The organism is Anaerolineae bacterium (assembly GCA_025062375.1).
Classification (GTDB): Bacteria; Chloroflexota; Anaerolineae; order SpSt-600; family SpSt-600; genus SpSt-600.
The window spans coordinates 12,052-37,687 of sequence record JANXAG010000005.1 but is presented as its reverse complement, the minus strand read 5'-3'; the positions used below and the strand labels follow the sequence as shown (position 1 = coordinate 37,687).

25 protein-coding genes and 2 riboswitches are annotated in these 25,636 nt (G+C 53.4%); of the genes, 18 read left to right on the top strand and 7 right to left on the bottom strand.

The window, feature by feature from the left end; all coding sequences use genetic code 11:
• Window positions 1-7: 7 nt before the first annotated feature.
• From NZ653_02520 to NZ653_02495, 6 genes are all read right to left on the bottom strand, one after another.
• Window positions 8-901, bottom strand: coding sequence for an MBL fold metallo-hydrolase (locus NZ653_02520; GenBank protein ID MCS7286006.1), 894 nt, complete (start codon window positions 899-901; stop codon window positions 8-10).
• The gene (gene mtnA / locus NZ653_02515; GenBank protein MCS7286005.1) at window positions 902-1,948 is read right to left on the bottom strand and encodes an S-methyl-5-thioribose-1-phosphate isomerase; all 1,047 of its coding nucleotides are present in this window, start codon (window positions 1,946-1,948) and stop codon (window positions 902-904) included. It lies immediately after the preceding gene.
• Between the two features lie 88 nt (window positions 1,949-2,036).
• Window positions 2,037-2,157: riboswitch (SAM riboswitch) on the bottom strand.
• A gap of 253 nt (window positions 2,158-2,410) precedes the next feature.
• Window positions 2,411-3,997 (bottom strand): amidohydrolase, encoded by a 1,587-nt coding sequence (locus NZ653_02510; GenBank protein ID MCS7286004.1) that lies wholly within the window; start codon window positions 3,995-3,997, stop codon window positions 2,411-2,413.
• Between the two features lie 11 nt (window positions 3,998-4,008).
• Window positions 4,009-4,536 carry an archaemetzincin family Zn-dependent metalloprotease gene (locus NZ653_02505; protein ID MCS7286003.1) on the bottom strand — a complete coding sequence of 176 codons (528 nt, stop codon included), beginning with the start codon at window positions 4,534-4,536 and terminating at the stop codon, window positions 4,009-4,011.
• On the bottom strand, window positions 4,533-5,069 hold the full coding sequence (locus tag NZ653_02500) for an HD domain-containing protein (GenBank protein MCS7286002.1): 537 nt from the start codon (window positions 5,067-5,069) through the stop codon (window positions 4,533-4,535). Before NZ653_02500 ends, NZ653_02505 begins: the two co-directional genes overlap by 4 nt.
• A 10-nt stretch (window positions 5,070-5,079) precedes the next feature.
• Window positions 5,080-5,715 carry a site-2 protease family protein gene (locus NZ653_02495; protein ID MCS7286001.1) on the bottom strand — a complete coding sequence of 212 codons (636 nt, stop codon included), beginning with the start codon at window positions 5,713-5,715 and terminating at the stop codon, window positions 5,080-5,082.
• Between the two features lie 203 nt (window positions 5,716-5,918).
• Here NZ653_02495 and mraZ point away from each other — a divergent pair, with 203 nt between their 5' ends.
• Genes mraZ through ftsZ form a run of 16 tightly spaced genes read left to right on the top strand, consistent with a single transcriptional unit; the run spans window position 5,919 to window position 22,542 of the window.
• Entirely contained in the window at window positions 5,919-6,347 is a 429-nt protein-coding gene (gene mraZ, locus NZ653_02490; GenBank protein ID MCS7286000.1) for a division/cell wall cluster transcriptional repressor MraZ, read from the top strand.
• Window positions 6,348-7,262, top strand: coding sequence for a 16S rRNA (cytosine(1402)-N(4))-methyltransferase RsmH (rsmH, locus tag NZ653_02485; protein ID MCS7285999.1), 915 nt, complete (start codon window positions 6,348-6,350; stop codon window positions 7,260-7,262).
• Window positions 7,263-7,574 carry a hypothetical protein gene (locus NZ653_02480; protein MCS7285998.1) on the top strand — a complete coding sequence of 104 codons (312 nt, stop codon included), beginning with the start codon at window positions 7,263-7,265 and terminating at the stop codon, window positions 7,572-7,574.
• 8 nt (window positions 7,575-7,582) lie between these two features.
• Window positions 7,583-9,373, top strand: coding sequence for a penicillin-binding protein 2 (locus NZ653_02475; GenBank protein ID MCS7285997.1), 1,791 nt, complete (start codon window positions 7,583-7,585; stop codon window positions 9,371-9,373).
• A 5-nt stretch (window positions 9,374-9,378) separates the two neighbouring features.
• Window positions 9,379-10,803 carry a UDP-N-acetylmuramoyl-tripeptide--D-alanyl-D-alanine ligase gene (murF, locus tag NZ653_02470; protein ID MCS7285996.1) on the top strand — a complete coding sequence of 475 codons (1,425 nt, stop codon included), beginning with the start codon at window positions 9,379-9,381 and terminating at the stop codon, window positions 10,801-10,803.
• Between the two features lie 4 nt (window positions 10,804-10,807).
• On the top strand, window positions 10,808-11,806 hold the full coding sequence (mraY, locus tag NZ653_02465; protein ID MCS7285995.1) for a phospho-N-acetylmuramoyl-pentapeptide-transferase: 999 nt from the start codon (window positions 10,808-10,810) through the stop codon (window positions 11,804-11,806).
• 12 nt (window positions 11,807-11,818) lie between these two features.
• Window positions 11,819-13,204, top strand: coding sequence for a UDP-N-acetylmuramoyl-L-alanine--D-glutamate ligase (gene murD / locus NZ653_02460; GenBank protein ID MCS7285994.1), 1,386 nt, complete (start codon window positions 11,819-11,821; stop codon window positions 13,202-13,204).
• Between the two features lie 12 nt (window positions 13,205-13,216).
• Entirely contained in the window at window positions 13,217-14,416 is a 1,200-nt protein-coding gene (locus tag NZ653_02455; GenBank protein ID MCS7285993.1) for an FtsW/RodA/SpoVE family cell cycle protein, read from the top strand.
• Window positions 14,337-15,455, top strand: coding sequence for an undecaprenyldiphospho-muramoylpentapeptide beta-N-acetylglucosaminyltransferase (gene murG, locus NZ653_02450; GenBank protein ID MCS7285992.1), 1,119 nt, complete (start codon window positions 14,337-14,339; stop codon window positions 15,453-15,455). Before NZ653_02455 ends, murG begins: the two co-directional genes overlap by 80 nt.
• The gene (locus NZ653_02445) at window positions 15,442-16,029 is read left to right on the top strand and encodes a hypothetical protein (protein MCS7285991.1); all 588 of its coding nucleotides are present in this window, start codon (window positions 15,442-15,444) and stop codon (window positions 16,027-16,029) included. The genes murG and NZ653_02445 overlap by 14 nt, the downstream gene beginning before the upstream one ends.
• On the top strand, window positions 16,026-17,402 hold the full coding sequence (murC, locus tag NZ653_02440) for a UDP-N-acetylmuramate--L-alanine ligase (GenBank protein MCS7285990.1): 1,377 nt from the start codon (window positions 16,026-16,028) through the stop codon (window positions 17,400-17,402). Before NZ653_02445 ends, murC begins: the two co-directional genes overlap by 4 nt.
• Complete coding sequence (gene murB / locus NZ653_02435) at window positions 17,386-18,285, top strand: UDP-N-acetylmuramate dehydrogenase (protein ID MCS7285989.1); 900 nt, start codon at window positions 17,386-17,388, stop codon at window positions 18,283-18,285. The genes murC and murB overlap by 17 nt, the downstream gene beginning before the upstream one ends.
• 14 nt (window positions 18,286-18,299) lie before the next feature.
• A complete protein-coding gene (locus tag NZ653_02430; GenBank protein ID MCS7285988.1) occupies window positions 18,300-19,427 on the top strand; it encodes a D-alanine--D-alanine ligase in 1,128 nt (375 codons plus the stop codon).
• The gene (locus NZ653_02425) at window positions 19,424-20,212 is read left to right on the top strand and encodes an FtsQ-type POTRA domain-containing protein (GenBank protein ID MCS7285987.1); all 789 of its coding nucleotides are present in this window, start codon (window positions 19,424-19,426) and stop codon (window positions 20,210-20,212) included. Before NZ653_02430 ends, NZ653_02425 begins: the two co-directional genes overlap by 4 nt.
• Window positions 20,213-20,226: 14 nt before the next feature.
• Window positions 20,227-21,453: a cell division protein FtsA gene (gene ftsA / locus NZ653_02420; protein MCS7285986.1), complete on the top strand. Its 1,227-nt coding sequence runs from the start codon at window positions 20,227-20,229 to the stop codon at window positions 21,451-21,453.
• Between the two features lie 12 nt (window positions 21,454-21,465).
• Window positions 21,466-22,542 (top strand): cell division protein FtsZ, encoded by a 1,077-nt coding sequence (gene ftsZ / locus NZ653_02415; protein ID MCS7285985.1) that lies wholly within the window; start codon window positions 21,466-21,468, stop codon window positions 22,540-22,542.
• Here the strand turns inward: ftsZ and NZ653_02410 are convergent.
• Window positions 22,537-23,520 carry an NAD-dependent epimerase/dehydratase family protein gene (locus tag NZ653_02410; GenBank protein ID MCS7285984.1) on the bottom strand — a complete coding sequence of 328 codons (984 nt, stop codon included), beginning with the start codon at window positions 23,518-23,520 and terminating at the stop codon, window positions 22,537-22,539. The two genes, ftsZ and NZ653_02410, sit on opposite strands and share 6 nt — an antisense overlap.
• Window positions 23,521-23,666: 146 nt before the next feature.
• A riboswitch (TPP riboswitch) is annotated at window positions 23,667-23,787 on the top strand.
• Window positions 23,788-23,848: 61 nt separating this feature from the next.
• On the opposite strand from NZ653_02410, the gene cytX reads away from it, so the two are divergent.
• Together cytX and thiW are read left to right on the top strand one after the other, a co-directional pair.
• A complete protein-coding gene (gene cytX / locus NZ653_02405) occupies window positions 23,849-25,147 on the top strand; it encodes a putative hydroxymethylpyrimidine transporter CytX (protein MCS7285983.1) in 1,299 nt (432 codons plus the stop codon).
• A complete protein-coding gene (gene thiW / locus NZ653_02400; protein ID MCS7285982.1) occupies window positions 25,144-25,626 on the top strand; it encodes an energy coupling factor transporter S component ThiW in 483 nt (160 codons plus the stop codon). Before cytX ends, thiW begins: the two co-directional genes overlap by 4 nt.
• Window positions 25,627-25,636 lie beyond the last annotated feature (10 nt).

Genomic DNA, 25,636 nt, shown 5'->3' with positions numbered 1-25,636 from the left:
CCTCCCATTAAACCCTTCGCCATAGAAGGTTGTTTCCTTCCACAAAAGCCTCTACCACCCCTTCTTTCTCCAGAGAGGTAAGAGCAGCGTATATAGTGGTTCGGCAGAGGTAGTAATGGGTAAGGTCACGGTAAGCGAAGTTCAGGGCTTGAGCTACCCCTCGCATGAGAGCCGTTTCGTCGCTGGGGGAGCGGAGGAGGTCCATCACTTTTCCCCTTATTTCTTCAAGGCGCCTGCGGTTGGCTTCGGCCAGAGGCGCCGGGTTCTGAAGAGCCTCCCCGTGGCCCGGGATGAAGTATTCGCAGGACCAGAAACTTTCTTCAAATTTCTTAAGGGTGGCGATGGCTGAATCCATATCGGTACAGTAAGGGATGCCGTGTTTGGCCAGGGTTTCCAGGGGAAAAAAGGAATCAGCGCAGAAAAAAGTGTCTTCAAAGATCAGGCCTATCTGCCCCGGGGAATGACCAGGAAGGGGCTGGATTTTGATTTCAAGTTCTTCCAGTTTCACAGTTTTTTCGTTTATAAGTTCATCCACCCGGCATGGTCTGGCAAGGGTGAATTTCCCCTGCAGAGCTTTTACTGGCCACGCCCCACCGAAAAGCCAGAGGGGCTCAAGGATCGGGTTTTCCACTACGGCTGTTTCAAATTCAGGAGCAAAGACTTTAACTCCAAACCTTTCCTTCAAAGCTGCTGCGCCTCCGAAATGGTCAGCGTGAGCGTGGGTTATGATGAGGGCACAGGCTTTAGCTCCAAGTCCTTCCAGCGCTCTTGCCACCTGCCTGGCGGAGTCTCTGTCCAGGCCGCTATCTACCACAATGGCTTTCCCTTCCACAACTGCGAAGCCTACGTTGGAGCCACCGGAAAGAAGCCAGGTGCTTTTCCCCACTTTTTTTAAAGCCATTCAGCTTTCCTCCATAATGCGGCGCAGGTTTAAATCAAAGGGGGGATAGACAATTCCCTTTTCTGTTACAATCCCCGTGATGAAACGATGAGGGGTTACATCGAAGGCTGGGTTGTAGACCGGGAAGCCCTTCGGGGCTACCGGGATGCTTTCTATGTGGGTGACTTCCGTTGAGTCCCTTTCTTCAATGGGAATGTGCTCTCCGGAAGGGATGGAAAGGTCAATGGTGGAGGTGGGAGCCACGGAGTAGAAGGGGATCCCGTGATAGTGGGCCAAAACTGCCAGGTTGTAGGTTCCGATTTTGTTAGCCAAATCGCCATTGGCGGCGATACGGTCTGCTCCCACCAGGACGATGTCCACCTTCCCCTGTCTCATGAGCAGGCCAGCGACATTGTCGGCTATCAGGGTGGCTGGTATGCCAAGTTGCTGGAGCTCCCAGGCTGTGAGGCGAGCTCCTTGAAGGCGCGGGCGGGTTTCGTCTACCCAGACGTGGAGGCGTTTCCCTTGCTCCCAAGCAGTTCTTATGACTCCGAGGGCGGTGCCGTAATCCACCGTAGCCAGAGCTCCGGTGTTGCAGTGAGTGAGGATATTGTAACCGTCTTTTATCAATGTAGCTCCATATGCCCCCATTTTCTTGTTAGTTTCTACGTCCTCTTCGGCAATGAGCAGGGCTTCCGCGATCACAGCGTTTTTTAGGGAGGGCACATCTCCCTGGTGGGAGCGAGCTTTTGCCATCACCCTTTCCAGTGCCCAAAACAGATTAACTGCAGTTGGGCGGGTGTTGCGTAGGACGACGGCGGCTTCTTCCAGCTCCTGGAGAAGTTCTTCGGAGGAAGAAGCGTTGGAGTGAAAGGCCACCAAGGCCAGGCCGAAAGCGGCAGCCACTCCTATGGCGGGTGCTCCGCGGATGTGCATTTCTTTTATCGCCACGGCGAGCTGATGGTGGTCTTGGCATTCTTCCACCACCAGGCGGTGAGGCAATTGCCTCTGGTCTATCAGTTTGACAGTGCCTTCGTGCCATTCAATGGTGCGCAATTTCCCCTCCACCCATGGATAAAAATTAAAGGCACCCTGTTTTTGGGCGCCCAAAGGAACAAAATTCCCTCCACTGGGAGGGAAATCCTGCCGGATTCCACTCTTATCTCCCAGTAATGCCTGGAGGGCATACTGCCGGAATTGGCACCTGGAACCGGCTTTTACCGGTTCTGGTTGCCGGGGCTTCACAGGGCCGGTCCCTCCACCCCTCTTGATAAGAGCGCCCGGATCTTTTCAGTTTTAAAGGAATTTAGCCCAAATTTCGGGGGAATATTAGCACAGGTAACCCCTTTTGTCAAGCTACGCTCCCGCCCTTTGGACTTACGCTCTTCGGCCCCCTCGTGGCCAGGAGCAGGTGATTGTGAGCTCCCCGACGCCTGCATCCGGGCATTCGCTTTTTGAAATGAGACTTCAGCATCGGAAACAGCACCCTTTCCCTTGTTCCCATGGGCCTGGAGGGTTCTATCCTGAGACTCAGGGCGATATGGAGGCGTGGATGAAAGCGATCTCTCCTCCGATCACGGTCCCCAGCACCTCGGTCGCAGGGATTTTTTCAGGGGGTATCCGGAATATATCTTCCGAGAGGATGGAGATGTCGGCTAACATGTTAGGGGCGAGGGTTCCGCGCTTTTTCTCCTCTCCGGCGGCGAAGGCATTGCCCCAGGTATAGGCTCTCACTGCTTCTTCAACTTTTAACCGCTGCTCCGGAAACCATCCTTCAGGCCCTGGCGAGCCGTCAAGACGGCGTCTGGTTACGGCTGCATGAATGCCCAGTAATGGGTCAGGAGGTTCCACGGGGCAATCGGAGCCGAAAGCCAGAATTGTGCCCTCTTCAAGCAGGCTTCGCCAGGCATAGGCCCAGCGGCACCGCTCCTTACCCCAGTACCGCTCGGCCATCTCCATATCTGAAGTGGCGTGGATAGGTTGCATGGAGGCAACAATTCCCAGCTTTGCCAGGCGCGGCATATCTTCAGGGGCAAGGAGCTGGACGTGTTCAATGCGGTGGCGAAGGCGCGGGGCTTTCTCCAGCACATCCAGAACAACCCGGTTAGCTCTATCGCCTATGGCATGGATAGCCACCGAAAGACCGGCTTCTCCCGCTTTCAAAACGAGTGCCTCAAGTTCTTCCCTGGTCAGGATTAAGATGCCAAGATTTTCTGGTTCTTCAAGATAGGGCTCAAGCATAGCGGCCGTCCGAGAGCCGAGGGAGCCGTCGGCGAAGATCTTGACCCCTCCGATACGGAGGTAATCGTCTCCGAAGCCGCTTTTTATCCCTAACTTCACAGCTGCTTCTAAGTTTTCGGCCGGGATGTGGTGGAGGATGCGCATTTTGAGCTTGCCCTGATTCTTCATTTCCTGAAGCAGGGCCAAGGCTCTTTCATCTTCGCAATTGTGGAGTCCCACCAGGCCTTTGCGGATCAGGCTCTCAAGAGCTTCCTCAACTGCCTGCTGGAGGAGAGGGGAGGAGGGAGCTTCCATAGCCTGTCGCACCATCTTCACAGCTTTTTCCTTGAGGATCCCAGTGGGCTGACCATGAGGATCTCGCTCAATTACCCCGCCCGGGGGATCTGGCGTTGAAGGAGTTATCCCAAGTTCCCTGAGGGCGAGGGAATTGAGCCAGATGGTATGGCCGTCCTTGCTGTAAAGGGCCACAGGATTATGAGGGGAAACCCGATCCAGGTCTTTGCAGGTTGGAAAAGATGGGTCAGGCCAGAGGTTCCTATCCCAGCCTCCACCGGTTATCCATTGGCCCGGGGGCGTTGAGAAGGCTTTGGCTGCTACTTTTTCCAGCACTTTCTCCTTGGAATCAAGTCCTGAAAGGTCCAGGCTGATGAGGCGCATGGCATAGCCAAGGAGGTGAAAGTGCCCATCCACGAGGCCTGGAATGGCAGTGGCGCCTTTGAGATCGATAGCTAAACCTTCGGGGCCCAGCAGGGAAAGGATTTCCTGGTTTGATCCTATCCTGAGCACTTTCCCAGCCCTTATGGCAATAGCCTTTCCCGGTGAAGGGCTTACCATATCGTAGACAACGCCGTTGTAAAGGACAAGATCTGCTTCCATATGGCCTCTCCTCAAAGGCGAGCTTTAAGGATTAAAAGGCAGCGGGGGCAAAACTCTGCCTTCTTTACGTCTGTATCCCGAAGGGAATTGGAAAAATGCATCACGCATAGGGGATCTGGGCAGTGAGTGAGTCCCCAGGTGTGGCCTAATTCGTGAACAGCTTCCTTGAGGGCTCGCTCCAGCAGGAGCTGTTCGTCCTCCGGTAAGCCGTAAAAGCTCTGGCGCAGCCTTGCCAGGGATATAACTGCTTCCCTGCCTCCAAGCCTAGCTTGCCCGAAGACAAAATTGAGGCCTCTTGTATAGAGGTCAACCTCTGTAATCCCCAGCACCTTTATCGCCTTCTTGACCTCAAGTTTGCTCAAGTATTCCAGAAAGAAATCGGAAAAGTACTGGCGGCGGGAAGGATTGAAAGCCTCGGCTGGAGTGGGAATTGAGGGTAAAATTTCGCACTCCTTCCCGAAAGTTTTCTTCAAAGCCTCTTTCAGGTGTTCCAGAACCTTTAGCTCCACCTGGCCGAAGGGGACAAGGGCTATCGTCATTTTGTTCCATCCACCTCTTGAAGGGACCTGAGGAGCTCTTGGACTTCAGGGGATGGGTCCCAGGGCGGAAGCTCAAGGGCTGGTTGATGCCTCAGGATCAATTCCACTGTGAGGGGGCTGCAGCCGAGCTTCTGGGCTATCTTGGCTCCCAGGATAGGGTGATAGTAATGGATGTAAAAGGGGCGACGCCACCCATCGGGGACGGCAAGCCATTTGAGAGCTCTGGGGAAGAAAGCTCTGACCAGCACTATGGTCACTCTGTGCCAGAGGCGAATTTCCCCTTCGCCCTTGCCGATATCGTGAAGGAGGGCTGCTTTTAGAAGATCGGGGTGGGTTTTTCCCCTACGCACGAGGGTGTAATAAACATCAAGGCTGTGGCGCTGATCGGCCTGAGGCATGCGGGTAAAGGCCGCCAGCTCCTCAAGGGTCAGATTTTCCCTCAAGACCTTCAGGTCCTCTTCGCCTAAATAGGCTGAAAGAGCCTGGAAGAACTGCCAGGTCCGGTATAAAGCCTGCCTGATGATCCTGACCATGAGGATAACCTCACCTCAGGAGCAGTGAGGTGATGAAGCGGAAGGGTGGGCCCAGGATGCTTCCCAAAATGTTTACGGGGAAGAGGTAATCGATGGCCAGAAGGGCAAAAAGGAGTATAGAGCCATGGACTTCCAGGCGGGCAAGCCGGCGGAGGAGGTTATAAGCAGTGCGTCCCCTGAAGGATCCGACAACCCCCATAACGACATCAAACCCATCGAGAGGAGGCAGGGGCAGAAGGTTAAAAAGAGCCAGGCCGACGTTAGCGAAAACCCCCGCCATAAGGAAAGGGGAAAGATTGAAGGGCACGGGCAGGTGCAGGATTAGAGCCAGGATAGAGGCCAGGAGGAGGTTGGAGAGGGGGCCTGCAAAGGCAATCAGACCCATCCCTGTGACCACAGGTAACTTTCGGATGTTGCGTGGGTTCACAGGGACTGGCTTCCCCCAACCGATACCAAAACCGTAAACGATGGAGACCAAGAACATTAAGGTCCCCAGTGGATCTAGATGAGCCAATGGGTTAAGGGTAAGCCTCCCCAGATAGCGAGCCGTGGGATCGCCGAGCTTGTCGGCGGCCCAGGCATGAGCAAACTCGTGCACTGTGATGCCCAACACAACGAAGAAGAGCAATCCCACTATGTCGACCATGGCTTTTACCTCCCGGGTTAATTTTACAACTTCATTCTCAATTTAGCAATTCAGAGCGTGTAAAAGCTGGTGTCCGCAAGAGGGCCAGGTGGTCTGTTACCTTAAAATTTGACAAAAATCTACCCCCAGTGGCTGGCGTTTTTTAGAGGGTTGTAGTAAAATAGTGGTAATTAGTGGATGATAGTGGTGGATTCCCAGGGCAAATGTTCTCAGGAGAATCAAGGCATTCCATTGATGAAAAAGGCAGGATCATAATACCGGCTAAGTTTCGTCCTTTCCTGCAGGATGGCATGTTCTTGACCCGAGGGCTGGACGGGTGCCTCTTTCTGTTCCCCCTTTCCATCTGGAATGAGATAGTCCAGAAGGTTGAGGAGCTACCCCTTACGAATCCCACAGCCAGGGCTTTCAGCCGCCTTTTGCTTTCAGGAGAAGAATGCCAGATGGATAAGCTCGGCCGAATTCTGATCCCATCCCATCTGAGGGAATTCGCTGGCCTCAATGACGTTGTGGTCATCATAGGGCAGGGAAAAAGAATTGAAATCTGGAGCGAAAAGCGCTGGAACGAACTGGTAGAGCGTTTCCGGAAGGAAGAAATCCCCTTCGCCGAGCAATTCAGGGAACTGGGAATTTAGATGTCACACATTCCAGTGCTTCTGGAAGAGGTGGTAAAAGGGCTGGCTGTAAAACCGGGAGGCCTGTATATAGATGCTACTGTGGGAGAAGGAGGCCACGCTGAAGCCATTCTGGAAGCCTCTTCTCCCGATGGTTGCCTTTTGGGGATTGATGCGGACGATAAAGCTCTGGAAAAGGCTTCAGAAAAGCTGGCCCGTTTCAGAGGGAGGGTAGCTCTGGTCAAAGCCAACTACAGGGATCTGGCCATCACAGCCAGGAGGGAGGGTTTCTTCCAGGTGGATGGAATTCTCTTTGACCTTGGCTTTGCCTTCTTTCAGGTGGAAGATCCCCAAAGAGGCTTTTCCTTTTACCTCAACGGCCCCTTAGATATGCGCTACGATCGGAGCAGTAAGCTCTCGGCTTACCACATTGTCAACCGCACTCCGGAAGAAGAGCTGGCAGATATAATCTGGAGATACGGAGAAGAACCCAGAGCTCGTCGTATTGCCAGGGCTATAGTCCAGGCAAGGCCCATTCGTTCAACCCTGGAACTGGCCAAAGTGGTGGAGCAGGTGGTGGGTTCGGGGAGGAAAATTCATCCCGCCACGCGGGTTTTCCAGGCTATCCGGATAGCGGTTAACCAGGAGTTGGACAACCTTAAGGAAGCTTTGCCTCAGACTATAGAGCTCTTGAAACCAGGAGGCCGGCTTGCGGTGATTTCTTTCCACTCCCTGGAGGATCGCATCGTTAAAGAGTTTTTCCGGCAGGAATCCAGGGACTGCATATGCCCCCCTGAGATGCCTGTGTGTGTCTGCGGACACAGAGCAACCCTGAAGGTCATTACCGCAAAACCGGTGAAGCCTTCTCCGGAAGAGGTAAAAGCTAATCCCAGAAGTCGCAGTGCTAAACTCCGGATAGCTGAAAGGAGGCCGTAGATGAGGAACGAGGCTTTCTCTCTATCGGAGGCCAGGGTTCAAATTACAGGTATTGCCAGGATTGCTGAAAAGACAGGCCTTTTTCTGCTGCTCATTTCAGCTCTGGTGGTGATGGTGACCTGGTTGAGCTTTGCTGCTCGCGCTCAGACGGAAGCTCTGCAGATCGAAGTCCAGGCCCTGGAAAAACAGGTTTTTCTCCTTAAGAAGGAGAACATCGCCCTCCTGGAGCAGGTTACTGAAGCGTGCTTCCTGGCAGACGTTGCTGGCTTTTTCCGTCCCAAGGATTGGGAAGTGCTAGTCCGTGGGCCTTAGGAAGCAAAATGGCTAAGAGGTCACTGCTCCCCGGATTTAAACCAGAACAGCGGATAAAAATCAGCGGTTTAGTTATGGCTTTTATCGCGATCCTCTCCCTGTCCAAATTGGCTCAATTGATGATAAATCCCGCCTCACAAATCCAGAGGGAGGTGGAAAACCTCGTTTATGCTCTGGAAGAACACCCGCCCTCGCCCATCACCAGGGGGCTTATCTTTGACCGCAAGGGTTACCCCCTGGTCCTAAACACCTTGCATTATCGGCTCGCGGCCTACGTGGACCGCATAAGGGCTGAAGGGGCTGAGAGGGATATGATTGCCAGGAAACTGGCTTACATCCTGAACCAGAGCGAGGAGAAGTTGAGGGAATGCCTGGATAAGTATAAAATCAAAGAGGACGGCTCTGTCACGCTAAACTACTACTGTCTTCTGGCCCAGGGGCTTGATAGGGCCCGCAAGAGGGAACTGGAATTGGCTCTGATAGAGGCTTTCGGTGAAGGTGATAAGCTTCCGGGCTGGCTTGGCTTTGAAGCTTTCCCTGCCCGCTTTCACCCCGAAGGGAAGCTGGCTTCTCATGTTCTGGGCACTTACCTACCCGAGGGGGATGTGAAGCTCGGCTTAGAAGCCTCTTACAACGCTTACCTCTCGGGCCAGGAGAAGCCATCCTCGGCCTTGCTGGCAGGGGATGTCCATCTGCCCCTGGCCTCCACAAGCGATGGATGCAGTCTCATCCTTACCCTTGATCGGGATATACAGGAGGCAGCAGAGGAAATCCTGAGGGAGACCATATTCAGCTCTGGGGCTCAAAGCGGATCAATAATCGTTCTTGATGTGGCTACAGGAGAGGTGCTGGCCATGGCTGGCTACCCCGATTTCAACCCCGATTCCCCGGCCGAAGTGCCAGAGAGCTTTCTGGTAAATCCGGCTATAAGCTCCCTGTATGAACCGGGTTCAGTCTTTAAGCTGGTAACCTACGCCGCTGCCCTTGACTCTGGCCTCATAAACCCAAATTCACCCTTCTATGATGAGGGGTTCATAAACGTCGGCGGCCATACCATCAAAAATTTCGGAGGAGTCAGCTATGGAAACGTGGATGCTACAAAGGCTCTGGCTCTATCCATAAACGTGATATCGGTCAAAATAAACCTTGCCCTTGGCCCTCAAGTTTACTATAATTACCTCCGCCGTTTTGGTTTTGACACGCGGACCGGGATAGACCTGCCAGGGGAGAGCAACCCGATAGTTAAGTTCCCCGGGGAGGCAGGCTGGACCTATGTAGAATTAGGGACCAATTCCTTTGGACAAGGGGTGTCTGTTACGCCCATTCAGATGGCAGCAGCCATCGCAGCTATCGCTAACGAGGGCCTCCTCATGCGACCCAGAGTGGTTTCAGGGATGGTTTGTGGCGGGAAGCTCTACCGGATCCCGGTGGAGAAGTATGTGGTGCGAAGGGCTATATCACCGGAAAGCGCGGCCCTCTTAGCTCGCATGATGGAGGGAGTGGTGAAGTACTGGAAAAACTACGCTGATGTTCCGGGCTATTCCGCTGCAGGTAAAAGTGGGACTGCGGAAATTCCCACCCCTTACGGTTACGATAAAACTCAGCCTTCTATCGGCTCCTTCGGAGGGTTTGTCCCGGCCCGGAACCCCAAAGTAGCCATTCTGGTCAGGATTGACAAACCATCGGTTAAGGAGACCGGCATAATGGTGGCTGCCCCGGCCTTCACCAGGCTTGCTTACCGAACTATGAGGATCCTGGGGGTTCCGCCCGATGAGCCGGAAGAGCTTGTAAATAGGTAGCAGGAATGATTGGACTAAGGGAGCTTGTGGAAGCTTTGACAAAAGAAAAGCCCCCGGAAGAAACAGTGCCCGCCTTCCGTTTCTCTGGGGTGGTGATCGATTCCCGCTTGGCCCGAGAGGGTTTCCTCTTCATCGCCCTCAAGGGAGAAAATACCGATGGGCACTTTTTCGTCAAGGAAGCTTTTGACCGGGGAGCGGTTGCGGCTTTGGTAGAAAGGGAACCAGAATTCCCTTGCAGCCTTCTGGACCTCAGAACCAGGCCAGTTCAGTGGCTTGAAAGGAAAGTGGAATTTCCTGTTTGCCTTTTGGTTTCTGAAACCCTCAGAGCCCTTCAGGAAGCGGCCGCCTTCTGGCGGCGTCGGAATGTCATCAGAGTTGTGGGAGTGACAGGGAGCATCGGCAAGACCACCACCAAAGAGCTCATAGCTTCGGTCCTTTCCAGGCGTTTCCGAACCCTTAAGAGCTACGGCAATTACAATAACGAAATCGGCTTACCTTTGACCCTCCTCCACCTGGGCCCTGAACATGAAAGAGCGGTCTTGGAGATGGGAATGCACGCTCTGGGGGATATAGCGTTGCTGGCGGATATAGCCCTTCCGGCCGTAGGAGTTGTAACCTGTGTGGAACCGGTGCACCTTGAAAGACTGGGCACAATAGAAAGGATAGCTCAGGCCAAAGCCGAACTGGTGGAAGCTCTCCCCCCCGATGGAGTTGCTGTCCTCAACTACGATGATGAAAGAGTCCGGGCTATGAAGGATAAGACCAAAGCGAGGGTTTTCTACTACGGCCTTGACCCCCGTGCTGATCTGTGGGCCGATGAAATTCAGAGCGAGGGACTGGCAGGGGTTCGCTTCCGCTTCCGCTATGGAAAGGAAATCCTTCACGCTCGCATTCCCCTGCTGGGAAGGCACAGTGTTCACACTGCTCTGGCAGCAGCTGCTGTGGGACTTGTGGAAGGGCTCTCCTGGGGGGAAATAATGGCGGGCCTTAAGGATACATCAGCGCAGGTGAGGCTTATGGCGGTAAGGGGAATTCGGGATTCTACCATCCTGGATGATACCTATAATGCCAGTCCACCCTCCACCCTTGCGGCTTTGAGTGTCCTTGGGGAACTTGCCGGGAGGCGCATCGCAGTTCTCGGGGATATGCTGGAACTGGGCTCTTACGAGGAAGAAGGCCACCGAAAGGTGGGGAGGAAAGCCGTAGAAGTGGCCTCAATTTTAATCACCGTTGGGCCCAGGGCCAGGATGATAGCTCAGGAAGCTCTGGCCTGTGGCATGCCTCCCGAAAAGGTTCACAGTTTTGATTCCAGAGAGGAGGCAGTGGCTTTGCTCCTGGAGCTCCTGGAACCCGGCGATGTAGTGTTGGTCAAGGGTTCAAGGGGTATGAGGATGGAAGAAATTGTAAAAGCTATCATGGCGAGGGATTGACGAAATGTCCTACGCTCTGGCTCTTGGAACGGTCTCTTTCCTTCTGGCCTTTATCTGGGGAAGGCCCCTGATTGAGCTTTTGAAGAAGTACGGGATGGGGAAAATGATAAAAGTGGACGGCCCCAGCTCCCACATGAGCAAAATGGGCACCCCCACCATGGGGGGGATAATGATTATTGTCCCCGTCCTTCTTATCACCATAATGCTTAACCTTTTCAGCCTTCTAGGCATGACCCTCCTGGGGCGTTCAATCCTGGTGCCCCTGGGCGTTATGGTGGGCTACGGAATATTGGGTGCCATTGATGATTGGGAAGGGATAAAGGGTCGGAGGAAGGGGGAAGGATTGAGGGCCAGGGTCAAGTTTCTGGGCCAGGTAATATTGGCCTTTTTCACAGCCCTCATGATCTACTATGGCCTCGGCCTCAGGGTTGTAGCCATCCCCACAGTGCCCAGGATGATAGACCTCGGGCTCTGGTATATACCCATAGCCATGTTCATCATAGTGGGGACATCCAACGCCGTTAACCTTACAGATGGGCTTGACGGGCTGGCGGGAAGCGTGGCGGCTGTGGCCTTCGCCGCTTACGGAGTTATAGCCTATCTCCAGGGACAAATATATCTGACAAGGTTTTGCTTCACGGTCGTGGGAGCTCTGCTGGCCTTCCTGTGGTATAACTCATACCCCGCTGAACTTTTCATGGGAGATACCGGTTCCTTGTCTATAGGCGCAACTCTGGCAGTGGTGGCTCTGATGACTGGCCAGTGGCTCCTTCTGCCGATAATAGGTTTTATTTTCGTGGCTGAAGTCCTTTCAGACATAATCCAGGTGGCCTATTTCAAGTACACAAAATCCCGGTATGGCCAGGGCCGAAGAGTTTTCAAAATGGCCCCCCTCCATCACCACTTTGAGCTTCTGGGATGGTCCGAAACTCACATAACCCAGCGTTTCTGGCTCATAGCCGTTTTAATGGCCATGCTGGGGATAGCTCTGGCTTTGATTTGAGGGGAGGAATTTATGGAATTTGAGGGCTTGAAGGCTACTGTAATAGGCCTGGCAAGGGAAGGGACCGCCCTCGCTCGCTTCCTGGCAGAAAGAGGTGCCGAAGTAACCGTAAGCGACTTGAAAGGGGAAGAAGAGCTTAAGGATAGAATGATATCCCTTGCTCACCTTCCGATCCGCTTTGTTCTGGGAGGCCATCCTCTGGACCTCCTGGAAGAGACCGAGGTGCTTTTCGTAAGCCCCGGAGTGCCCCTGGAAATCCCTATCGTCCAGGAAGCCAGGAGACGAGGGATTCCTGTAAGCGGGGAGGCAAGACTTTTCTGTGAGCTTTGTCCTGCTACCATAATTGGCATAACTGGCTCCAGTGGCAAGACTACCACCACCGCGGTAACGGGGGAAATGCTGAAAGAGGCCGGAATCCCCACCTGGGTCGGTGGGAACATTGGAAGACCCCTTATAGAACACCTCGGGGAGATCCGGCCTCAGGACCGGATTGTAATGGAGCTATCAAGCTTTCAGCTCAAACTCTTCGGGTCCGATTTTGGCCTTAAGCCGATAAGTCCGCCGGTGGCGGCTGTGCTCAATATAACTCCCAACCACCTGGACCGCCATCCCTCCATGGAAGATTACATAGGAGCCAAAAAGAACATTTTCCTGCATCAGAAAGAGGAGGGGGTGGCCGTTTTCGGCTACGATAATGCCATTTCGCGGGAGCTGGCTTCTGAAGCCAGGGGTAAGGTCTGGTTCTTCAGCCTCAGAGAGCTACCAGAAGGTGCTTTCCTGCGGGATGAAAGGCTTTTTCTCAAAATAGGTGAAACTGAGCTGGAAATCTGTCAGGCCAGGGAAATCAGGATGCTGGGGAGGCACAACGTGGCCAATGTCCTGGCCGCTTCTCTTCTGGCATTCATAGGCGGTGCTGATATTGAGGCCATAAGGTCTGTGGCCACAACCTTCAAAGGGGTTGAACATCGCCTGGAATTTGTGCGAGAAGTCCGGGGCGTTCGCTATTACAACGACTCTATCGCTACCTCTCCTGAAAGGGTGGTGGCGGCCTTGAATTCCTTTGATGGCTCCATAATCCTCCTGGCTGGGGGGAAGGATAAAAACCTGCCCTGGGATGAGATGGCAGAGCTTACAGTGAAGAAAGTCCGGCATTTGGTCATCTTCGGAGAAGCAGCCCCTAAAATTGAGCGAGCTGTGCGGGAAGCTCGCCTTCGCCTCGGCAGTGATAATCCTGAAATCTCCATTTGCACAACCCTTGAGGAGGCCGTTGAAGAAGCCTCTAAAGTGGCGAGGCCCGGGGAAATTGTGCTCTTATCACCTGGGGGGACAAGCTTTGACGCTTTCAGAGATTTCGCTCACAGGGGTGAACGCTTTAAAGAGCTCGTATCCACGCTCTAGAAGGTTGCGAGGATGAGGCATAGGTTCCATTTGGATTACATACTGCTATCAGCGGTGGTGTTGCTGGCCATCATCAGTTTGATGATGATGCACAGCGCTGGTATTCACCTTTTTGCCATTAGAGGCTCTGGGAATCCCGAACGCTTCTTAATCCAGCAGCTTTTAGGACTGCTGACGGGCCTTGGAGCCATGGTGGTGACATCCCTTATGGATTACCGGCTGCTAAAACGTTTCTCAATCCCTATTATGCTGGCGGTCCTTTCCCTCCTGATCCTCGTAAACCTGAGAGGGACAGGGCGCTGGCTCTTTCAGACCCAGGCGGGATTTTCCCTTCAGCCCAGCGAGTTTGCCCGGCTTGGCACCATTATATATGCTGCTCACTGGCTTTCTTCCCGGCGCGAAAGCCTTTCCTCCCTTACCAGAGGCCTTATCCCGTTCGCTGTGATCGTGGGGAGTGTCACGGGCCTTGTTGTCCTCCAGCCCGATTTATCAATGGCAGCGCTCATAGCCATTACGGGAGTAATCATGTTCTTCATAGCGGGCGCCAGTTTCTTCCAGTGGGCCGGTAGTCTCCTTATGGGAGGGGCTGCCGCCATCACAGTAATCCAGATGGGTATCTTCCACTATGCTCAGAAGAGGATTCTCCTCTGGGAGCAGATACAGCGTTTCTTGAGAGGTGAACCCGTTTCCCCTGAATACATGAATGAGCAACCCTTCTACGCTCTTGGAGCTTTTATAAGAGGTGGGCTTTGGGGAAAAGGGCTCGGGCAGGCTTCCATAGCCCCGATTTTAAGGGAAACCCTTCCATCCGACGGCGTCATGTGTCTTGTGGCGGAGGAGCTGGGATTTGTGGGTTGTCTGGCGGTGATAGCTCTGCTGAGCCTTGTGATTTTCAGAGGCCTTTCCATAGCCTCCAGAACGGAGGATCACTTTGGCAAACTCGTAGCTTCAGGTTTTTGCTGGGGGCTTGCCCTCCAGGCTTTTATCCACATGGCAAGCCTTATCGGCCTCATGCCTATGACCGGTATGGGGTTTCCTTTCGTGAGCCTGGGGGGATCTTCCATGGTTGCTTCCATGGCGGGAATTGGCCTTCTCATGAGCATCTCAGCGGGAGAGAAAATAGGAGGAAAGAATGCGGTTTATAATTACCGGAGGGGGGACAGGAGGCCACGTCTATCCCGCCCTCGCTGTGGCCGAAAGGCTAAAAGATAGCCAGATCCTGTATGTGGGGACCGCATCGGGCCTCGAGCAAAAGATAGTTTCCCGGTGGGGCTTGCCCTTCCGGGAAGTTTCATCAGCCCCTTTCCGGGGAATGAACCCGCTGCGCCAGGTCTTGAACCTCATGAAAGTTATGAGAGGTATTTGGGAGGCCTGGAAAATCTTAAGAGAATTTTCACCTCATGCAATTTTCGCTACGGGAGGGTATGTTTCTGTGCCAGTAGTTCTGGCCGGAAGGCTTCAGGGAATCCCTTCCCTTATATACCTTCCGGACCTGGAACCTGGCCTAGCAGTGCGGTTTCTTTCCTTCCTGGCATCCAGGGTAGCTGTCACTTTCCCGGAAGTGCTGAGGTTTTTCCCACCGGAAAAAGCAGTGGTGACGGGATATCCGGTGCGGAAGGAATTGCTGGAGGCTACCGTAGAGGAAGGCAGGAGGTTTTTCGGCCTGGAAAATGGGCTGAAAACAGTGTTGGTTTTCGGAGGGAGCAGAGGGGCCAGAAGCATAAACAGGGCGCTGGTTAATTCCCTTGAGGCTCTCCTGGACTTTTGTCAGGTCCTTCACATTTCGGGCTATCAGGATTACGAAGAGATGAGGGCTGTTGAAAGCTCCCTTCCACCTCACAAAAGGAAGCGCTACAAAGTTTTCCCATACCTTCATCAGGAAATGGGTTTAGCCCTTACTGTGGCTGACCTGGTGGTTTCGAGGGCAGGAGCCGCCACTCTTGGAGAATTTCCAGCTCTGGGCAAGCCAGCTGTGCTGATCCCTTACCCCTACGCAGGTGCTCATCAGGAAAAGAACGCCAGGTTCCTGGAGGAGAAGGGAGCCGCTTTAGTGATCCCGGATTCCGAACTGGGGAAAGCTTTTCTTCCCGCAATCCTAAGCATATTGAAGGACGATGAGCGGCTCAGGATGATGAGGGAAAAAGCTCAGGCCCTCGCTTCGCCCAGAGCTGCGGAGAAACTGACTGAACTTTTGAGGGCAATGGCCTTAGCAGCTTCCCAGAAAAGGCGCAGGCAAGATGATTGCAATTGAAGTTATATTCATAAGTCTGATTTTCTTGTTCGGAATAATAGGGATGGCCCGGGGCTGGATGAGAGAACTTGTTGCTACCGCCAGCATAATAGTAGCCATCTTCATCATTAACAACCTGGTTATAACGCCCCCGGGAGCTCCACCCGAAACCAAGGTCTTTATCCTGACGCAATTTGTAGCCCAGTTATACCGGCGACCGGCTACTGATCCTGTCATTCAACTGGTAGTGAACTTATCCGTCCTGGGGATGGTTACCTTCTTCGGCTATTACGGGCCCACTGCTATGAGGGGTATGGTGCAGGCCAGAGGTTTATTTCAGAGAGCCAGAGTTGGGTGTCAGGAAGCTATTTTGGGTTTCCTGGTAGGGCTTTTTAACGGTTACCTCATAGCTGGCACCATATGGTATTACTTGCACCAGGCCAATTACCCGCTCCCACCGGGCATGTGGAGCGGGCCATTAAGCAGCACAGCGGAACAAATGATTAAATATCTTCCAGCTAACTTTTTCAAAGGCCTGGTGCTTTACGGTATTATGGCCATTTTGCTCATCTTTATCTTCGTGGCGTTCACATGAGGATACATCTGGTGGGAATTGGAGGAGCTGGCCTTTCGGCCATAGCCAGGGTTTTAAAGGGGCGGGGCTACGAGGTTTCCGGCTCCGATAGAACTTTCTCGCCCCTCATGGAAGAACTGGCGAGGGAAGGGATTGTGGTTTTCGCAGGCCATAAAAGGGAAAATGTTTACGGAGCGGGCATGGTCCTTATTTCTTCGGCCGTGCCGGCGGATAACCCCGAGGTTCAGGAAGCATTGGAGCAGGGGATCCCGGTGCTGAAACGACGGGAATTTTTGGGCTGGCTCACTCAGGGCTACAAGGTGGTGGCTGTGGCTGGAACCCACGGCAAAAGCACCACTACCGCCATGATCGCTCAAATCCTGGAAAAGGCCGGGCTCTCCCCCTCCTTCATAGTAGGAGGCATCCTCGCCGGCTCTAACCTTAACGCCCGGCATGGCCAGGGCCAGTACTTCGTCATTGAAGCCGATGAATACGACCATACCTTCCTCGGGCTTAAGCCCTTCTTGGCTTTGATTACGGCTGTGGAGATGGATCATCCCGATTGCTACCCCAGCTTTGATTCCATGAAGGAAGCTTATGTGGAATTTCTCAACCGGGTGGAAGCCGGGGGGTTCATTCTGGGGTGCGGAGATGAGGAAAATGTAATGGAGATCCTGGTTAAAGCAAAGAAACCTGCTATTACCTACGGCTTTAAAGCCAGCAACCTGTGGCAGGCGGAACCCCTGAGCTTAAGCGAAAGCGGTGGTCGCAGCTATGTGGTTAAGACAGGCGATAAAAAGTGGGGGCCTTTCAGCCTGGCGATACCTGGCCTGCAGAACGTTAAAAATGCTCTGGGTGCCATCGCTGCCTGCCATTATCTGGGGGTAGACCCGGAACTATCCGGGTTAGCTTTAAGCTCCTTCCAGGGCTTGAAGAGACGTTTTGAAATTAAAGGCCAGGAGAAAGGCATCATCGTGGTGGACGATTATGCCCATCACCCAACCGAGATTCAGGTCACTCTGGCTGCAGCCAGGGAACGGTTCCCCGGGAGAGAACTCTGGGCAGTCTTCCAGCCGCACACTTATTCCCGGACCAAAGCGCTATTGGAAGAATTTGCTGTCAGCTTCTCTCAGGCCGATCACGTTATCCTCTGCGACATTTACGCCGCCCGGGAAAAAGACGACCTGGGGATATCTTCCAGAGATATTCTGGTTTTAATGGACCATCCCGACGCCCGATACATCGGTTCGCTGGAAGCGGCAGTCTATTACCTTCAAGAACACCTCAAACCGGGCTCTGTGCTTATAACCCTTGGGGCTGGAGATGTTTACCAGGTTGGAGAAAGGATTCTGGAGTGGCTGCGGGGAGCGGGAAGAAATGAGGGTTCTGGATAAAATTATAAAAAACGAACCGCTGGCCCGTTACACTTCCTTCCGCATAGGAGGACCAGCCAGCTTCCTCCTCAGAGCTGAAAGCCTGAGGGAGCTTGAAGAAGGGGTGCGCTTGGCTGAGGAGAGGGAAATACCCTGGGTAATCCTGGGCGGGGGGACCAACGTTCTCGTGGCCGATGAAGGGTTCCCGGGCCTTGTGATAATCAACGCCTGCGATAGTTTTGAGCTGGAGGAAGTAGGCGAGAAGGCCGTCCTCAAGGCCGAAGGGGGAGCTCCTCTGGCCCGCCTTGCTCGTTTGACTGCCAGGAAAGGCTGGGGAGGTCTGGAATGGGCTGAAGGGATTCCGGGAACGATAGGAGGAGCGATCGCAGGGAATGCTGGGGCTTTCGGAGGATGCATGGCGGAAGTACTGAAAGGGGTAACAGTGCTTCTGAAAGGGGGTGAGAAGGCCTTTTTCCAGCCGGAGGAACTGGACTTCAGTTACCGGCACAGTGCCTTCAAGGGGCCTCTCAGGGGAAGCGTTATCCTTGAGGCCCAGTTGAGCCTGAGCAGGGCAGAGGCAAGCGATCTTGAAAAGAAGATGCTTCAATACCATCGGGAGAGAAAGGCAAAGCAGCCTTCGGAACCCAGCGCCGGCTCCGTTTTTAAGAACCCGCCAGGGCACTACGCCGCCAAACTCATTGAAGAAGTGGGCCTGAAAGGCTTCAGGATAGGAGACGCTTGCTTTTCCCCGGTCCATGCCAATTTCATCGTAAACCTTGGCCGGGCCAGAGCCTGTGATGTCCTGCGCCTTATGGAGCTGGCGGTGGAAAGAGTTTACAAAGAAGCTGGTATAAAGCTTGAGCCCGAGTTAGAATTCATCGGGCTTAACTTCCCCTGGAGCTAAGCAGGAGGCAGAAAATGACCCGAAAGCTAAGGGTAGGAGTAATCTTTGGGGGAAGAAGCGGGGAGCACGAAGTTTCCCTCGCCTCAGCCCAATCGGTCATCGCTGCCCTGGACAAGACCAAATACGAAATTATCCCGATAGGTATAACCAAGGAAGGCAGATGGATCGCCTTTGGCGACCCCCTTCAGGCCCTCAAGGCCAATGCTCTTGAAAGCAGCGTCCCAGTGGCTCTTTTGGGAGACCCAACTCAAAAGGCCATCATGAGGTTAGACCTTTCAGAACAAAGCTCAAGCATTAAAACCCTGAAACTTCAGGAGCTGGATGTGGTTTTTCCTGTCCTTCATGGCCCTTACGGTGAAGATGGCACGGTTCAGGGGCTTCTGGAGCTTGCCGGGATACCGTATGTAGGAGCGGGGGTTCTGGCCTCGGCAGTGGGGATGGATAAGCCCACCATGAAGGCCGTTTTCAGGGCCCACGGCCTGCCGGTGGTAAAGCATCTGGTAATAAAGCGCAAGCACTGGGAGAAGGATCCCTACCCCATCCTGGAGCGGGTGGAAGAGGAAATAGGTTACCCCTGCTTCGTTAAACCTGCCAATCTGGGTTCCAGTGTAGGGGTTTCCAAGGCCAAGAACAGGGAAGAGCTGGAAAGAGCCCTCAAAACTGCCGCTCGGTACGACCGCAAGATGCTGGTGGAGGTGGCGATAAATGCCCGGGAAATTGAGTGTAGCGTCCTGGGCAATGACGACCCCATCGCCTCCATACCGGGAGAAGTGGTTCCTCATCGGGAATTTTACGATTACAAAGCCAAGTACATTCCGGGGGAAAGCGATCTTATCATCCCCGCCCCCATTCCCCAAGACCTCGCCCGTTACATACAGGAACTGGCCATAAAAGCCTTTATTGCAGTGGATTGTGCTGGAATGGCCAGAGTAGATTTCTTCCTGGATCGGGATACCGGTGAGGTTTACGTGAACGAAATAAACACAATTCCTGGTTTTACGGCTACCAGCATGTATCCCAAGATGTGGGAGGCCAGCGGAATACCTTACCCTGAGCTTCTGGACAGGCTCATTGAGCTGGCTCTGGAAAGATTTGAAGACAAAAGCCGTTGCGAAACTTCCTACACGCCGGAGGAAGAATGAGGAGGGCTCCCCGCTCGGTGAGGAGGCGTCAACGACGACACTTCCTTTACCGCAATGTTATCCGTCCGATAGCTCTTGCTCCTGCCAGGCTCAAAGCTTTTTCTCCCCATCGGTGGGCGGCGGTGGGAATTATACTTTCCATTATGGCCTTTTTCTTCTATTCAGGCCTCGCCTGGGAATTCTACGATTACCCCGTGATAATCAGAGGTGGAAAAGTTGTAACCTCCGATGTGGTTAAAGCCCTGTGTGGGCTTGAATACTATCACATTTTCTTTGTGGATTCGGACCAATGTCAGAGAAAGCTTGAAGGTATTACGGAAGTTAAAAGGGCCTACGTATCAGTCCACTTTCCCCCGAAAGTGGTGGTGACCGTTGAGGAGCGGGAGCCAGTGATGGAGCTTATAAGCGGGGGCAGATCTTTCCTGGTGGACCGGGAAGGGGTTATTATGGAAAACAGGGTGGGGCCAACGGGCCTCTTCCGCCTTGTGGATGACTCCGGAGGGCCTGTGCGCCCGGGCGATAGGCTCTCCTGGGTGGTTCTTAAAGTGGCCCTGAAGCTTAAAGAGCTTGGGGTGGAAAGAGAAGGGGAATTGCACTATCACCCCAATGAAGGTTTCATCCTCATGGCTAGGGCAGGCTATCCGGTATATTTAGGCTTGGACTTATCCCTCATGCCACTGCGCCTTGAAGCCTTCCGCTATACTTTGGAACACCTTGAAGCCGAGGGGATAAGGCCTGTCTATATAGATGTTAGAGCACCTGATGCACCCGTTTACCTGCGATGAAGTGAGGGGAAGAAGTGGCCAGAATAACTGCAGCCATTGACGTGGGCACGACGAAAGTTTGCACCCTCATAGCGGAGGTAGAAGAGAAAGAGGAGGAAGCCATTATCCAAATCATAGGATTTGGAAATGCCCCTTCCAGGGGTATGAAGAAGGGGAGTGTGGTTAATATTTCTCAGCTGGCTCAATCTGTAATGGAATCAGTGGAGCAAGCAGAGAAACTGGCGGGGCTAACAGTTTCCCGGGCCTACGTGAGCCTGACGGGCTCCCACATCTTTTCCATGAGCAGCCGGGGGATGATAGCTTTACACCGGCGTCCTGGGGGCATAACGGCGGAGGACGTGGCCAGGGTTATAGAGGCCGCCAGCGCTATTTCCATTCCGTATAGCCAGGAGATAATCCACGTTATCCCACGACATTTTACCGTGGATGGTCAGCCGGGAATCCAGGACCCTACAGGCATGGAGGGCTCAAGGCTTGAAGCCGAAGTGCTCATTGTGACCGCTTCGGGGCATGCAGTTAATAACCTGAGAAAATGCCTTAAAGAAGTGGGTATAGAGCCGGAAAAATTCATCCTGGCAGCCCTGGCTTCGGGAGAGGCAGTTCTTACTCCCTCGGAAAAAGAGATGGGAGTAATTTTAGCCGATATCGGGGGAGGCACGACTGACATTGCTATCTATATGGATGGGAGCGTGCTTTTCACCAGTTCTCTGGAAATCGGCGGGAACATGATTACCAGCGATATAGCCTTTGGCCTTCGGATGCCTTTTTCCTCGGCTGAAGAGATAAAGAAAAAATACGGGTGCGCTCTGGCAGAAGAGGTTGGGGAAGACGAAGGGATAGAAGCTATGGTTTTCGGGAGTCCCAAGAAGGAACTTATATCTCGCCGTTTCATGGCTGAAATAATCCAGGCCAGGGTGGAGGAAATGTTTGATTTTTTATATCGCGAAGCCCAGAAAACAGGTTACGCTGGCCTTTTGCCGGCGGGGCTTGTCCTATGCGGGGGCACCGCTGAAATAAAGGGAATTGATGAACTGGGGAAGCGATACCTGGAGATGCCAGTGCGAGTGGGTAAACCTTCAGGGGTCCAGGGTCTTGTGGAAATGCTGGGAAGTCCTGCCTATGCTACGGCTGTTGGGCTTCTGCTCTGGCCAGTTCGCCAGAGAATCCTTAAGATCAGGGGAACCCGTAAATCTTGGAAGGAAAGGGCCATTGAATGGCTAAAGACTCTCTTACCTTACTAAAGGGGGAGGCCTATGGAAAGGATAGGAGAAAGCGGAGAAAACTTCGCCCGAATAAAAGTTATAGGGGTCGGTGGAGGCGGCTGCAACGCTATAAACCGGATGATAGATGTGGGGATTGCAGGTGTTGAGTTCATCGCCGTCAACACCGACAGTCAAGTTCTTCTGCTATCCAGGGCTCCCAACCGGATTCAGATAGGAGAAAAACTTACCAAAGGCCTCGGAGCAGGAGGCGACCCCGAAATAGGTCGCAGGGCAGCTGAAGAATCCATAGAAGAACTCTCCCAGGCAGTAGAAGGAGCCGACATGATTTTCATCACGGCTGGGATGGGAGGCGGAACAGGCACCGGAGCAGCCCCCATTATCGGGAAACTGGCCAAGGAGGCAGAAGCCTTAGTAGTAGGAGTTGTAACCAAGCCCTTTTCCTTTGAAGGCAAAAAGAGAGCCCTCGTAGCCCAGAAAGGGATAGAAGAGCTGGAAAAGGCCGTGGATACCCTTATAGTAATCCCCAACGACCGCCTCCTGGAAGTGGCCGATAAGAAGGTCTCTTTCCGGGAAGCCTTTGCCCTCGCCGATGAAGTTCTCCGCCAGGCAGTTCAGGGGATTTCGGAACTCATAACTAAACCAGGGCTTATAAACCTGGACTTTGCCGACGTTAGAGCGGTTATGAAGGACGGCGGTAACGCTCTTATGGCGATGGGAAAGGCTTCGGGGGAAAATGGGCCTGTAAAAGCTGTCCAGGCGGCCATAAGCAATCAGCTTCTGGATGTGAGCATAGATGGAGCAAGAGGTGTTCTCCTGAACTTTACCGGAGGCCTTGACCTTTCCCTCCATGAGGTCTATGAAGCGGCTGCCCTGGTTAAGAGCAAAGCCCATCCCGATGCCGAGATTTTCTTCGGAGTTGTTCTGGAGCCGGAGATGAGGGATGAGGTTCAGGTAACCATCATTGCCACTGGATTCCACCGGGAAATCAGAGCCGCAGCCCCTCAGGAAAGACCCAAAATTATAAAGTTCCCGGTGCCCGAAAGACCTTTACCCGAAGATAACCTGGAGATCCCTGCTTTCCTGAGGAAAGCCAAACGCTCTTTATAGCCAGCCATGTTCCCTCCACCATCTGAGGGTTTCCCTGAGCCCTTCTTCTATATCAGTGCGAGGGATAAACCCGAGTTCTCGCTGGACTTTGGAGCAGTCCCAGGCGTTGTTGTTGGTGAGAATCCTTATCCGGAAGAAACTTATGAGGGGAGGGCCCTGCAGGGGGAAAAGCCTGTAAGCTATCTCAAAGGGGAAAGCGAAAGCCCATCCTACCTGAATGGGCACCCAGATTATAGAAGTGCCCATAAGGCGAGCCAGTGTCCCCCAGAATTCCTTAGCTCTCCTCAAGGGCCCACCAAGGATATAAGTTTGACCAAGGGCTTCTTTCCGGGTTGCGGCCAGCATTATCCCTTCCACCAGGTCTTTTACATAAATCCGATGATGGTAATTCTGGCCGTCGCCCGGAAGGAGGCGAAAACCCACTTTCAATAGTCTGGCCACTGTGTAGACTCCCACATTCCTTTCGCCTGGTCCATAGACGTAAACCGGTCGAAGGATAACCACAGGAAGCCCTCTGGCCATAAAATCACGGGCTATCCTTTCAGCTTCAGCCTTGGAGCGGCAATATGGATGGGAGCTTGATGTTAGGGGAAAACCTTCATCCTTGAGGCCCGGGTAATCTTCAAGGCCCGTGGCGGCTATGGATGATGTGTAAACCACCCTTTCTACTTTCTCCTCCAACGCCGCTCTGAGGACGTTGGCGGTCCCCAGGACGTTGACCTGATAGAAAAGCTCCCATGGTCCCCAATCGCTCAATATAGCCCCGAGGTGGAACACCAGGCTCACTCCTCTTGTGGCTTCCCTGACCGCATCGTAGTTTCTGAGGTCGCCCAGAAAGGGCTCCACCCCTTTCTCCTTGAGCTTTTGGGCCCTTGTAGGGCTTGTGGTCATACCTCTAACTTCATACCCTTCAGCCAGGAGTTTTTCCACCAGATGGCTTCCGATGAAGCCCGTGGCTCCAGTTACCAGAACTTTCATCTGCACCTCCTTCCGACAAAGTCTCTGGCTAAGTATATATCGCACTTAGAGTGTAGGGAAGTCAACCGCTCTGTTTCAGGGTAAGGTGGCTTGAGTTTGACAAAAAAAACTGAGTGGTTATAATTGGGAATGAACAATTGAATAGCGAAGGTCGCTGGGGGAGCTCGGGGGAGCCGGGCTGAGAGGGCGGACAATCCGTAAGGACCTCCGCCGACCCTGGAACCTGATCTGGGTAATGCCAGCGTAGGGAAGCGACGGTTTTAAAAGGACCGCAGGTCTTTCTACGGCTGGCGGTCCTTTTTGATTTGCCTATAAAAGGAGGTGCGGTATGTCGCCCATTAAGATCCAGAGGCCACCGGAATGGGGAATAGAGCCAGTTCCCCCTCCTCACAGGATAATGGGTTTCATTGATTATTTTGCTCTCTGGTCAAGCCTGGGTGTTGGGCTCCTGGTTTTCCTGGCAGGTTCTCTGCTGGTCCCCGGCCTTGGTTTGAGTCAGGCCATGCTGGCCATTGTCCTCGGCACTCTTATAGGAAATGCTCTTCTGGCCTTGGCTGGCTATATCGGAAGCAGGGAGGCCATCCCCACCATGGTGCTGCTAAGGCCTGTTCTGGGCATAAGGGGCTCTTACTTGCCCACTATCCTCAACATCCTCCAGCTCATTGGCTGGGGAGCCTTTGAAGTCATAATAATGGCTGAGGCGGCTTCCCAGATCACCGAGAAGCTCTTAGGTTTCTCCGCCTTCGTCCCCTGGGTCGCCTTTTTCTCCATCTGGTGCACCCTCATGGCCATAGGCGGCCCCCTTATGGTGGTGAGGGAGTGGATTGAAAAATTCGCTATCTGGCTCGTTTATGGGATAACGATTTACCTCACTTGGTATCTCCTCAGCCGTTACGATATTCCTGCCCTCTGGCGGAAGCCGGGAACAGGAGAGCTCCCCTTTCTTATTGGGCTTGATCTCGTGATAGCGATGCCCATCTCCTGGATGCCCCTTGTGGCCGATTACAACCGCTTTGCCCGAAAGGCTGGAAGTGCTTTCTGGGGAACCTATCTGGGCTATTTCGTGGCTAACGTCTGGTTCTACGCCCTGGGAGCTCTGTTCATCCTGGCTCTGGGCACAAGAGAGCTTATCCCGGCCATCCTCAGCTTGACCGGTGGGATGGTGGCTTTGGTTCTGATCCTGGTAGACGAAACCGACAATGCTTTTGCTGATATTTACAGCGCTGCTGTTTCGGGCCAGAATATCTTGCCCAGAGTTCCTCAATGGGTACTGGTGGTCATAACGGGGCTCATCTGTTTCATCCTTGGGATTACGGTGCCCATAGCTCAATACGAAAACTTCCTGCTCCTCATAGGTTCGGTTTTTGTCCCGCTTTTTGGGGTGCTGGCAGCTCACTATTTCTTCGTAGAAAAGGGGAAGTATAGGACTGAAGAGCTTTATCAGCCCAGAGGAAGCTACTGGTTTGCCGGGGGCTTCAATTGGAAAGGGCTTGTGGCCTGGATTCTGGGACTAGTCACTTACCAGGCCGTAGTGCGGCTTATCCCCTGGCTTGGGGCTTCAATTCCCAGCTTTGTGGTAGCCTTTGCTATCCATTTAGCCTTAAATTTCAGGGAGGTGAAATCATGACTCAGGCAAGGAAAGTGGCCTATGCTGTGGTTCTTACAGCTTTGGCGGTGGCTCTTTCCCCTTTCTTCATCCCCGTGGGCATAACTAAAATCTACCCGATCCAGCACATGGTCAACGTCATAGGCGGGGTTATATTAGGGCCATGGTATGCTCTGGCCGTGGCCACTGCCACAGCCATAATACGCAACGCCCTCCACTTGGGAACAATCTTCGCTTTTCCTGGAGGCATGATAGGGGCTTTCTTAGCCGGATGGGCCTACAGGCTCAGCCGGAACATTTATCTAGCGGCCCTGGCCGAAATCGTGGGAACCGGACTCATAGCTTCAACTCTGAGCGCCCTGATTATCGGCCCCGTCTTCCTTAAGAAAACTATGGCTTTGGGAACCTTTATACTGGCCTTTTCGGCCAGCACTATCGTCGGTTCAATCCTGGGAGTGTTGATACTCCTGGGCTTGAAAAGAGCCGGATTCCACTGGTAAAGGTAAAGGC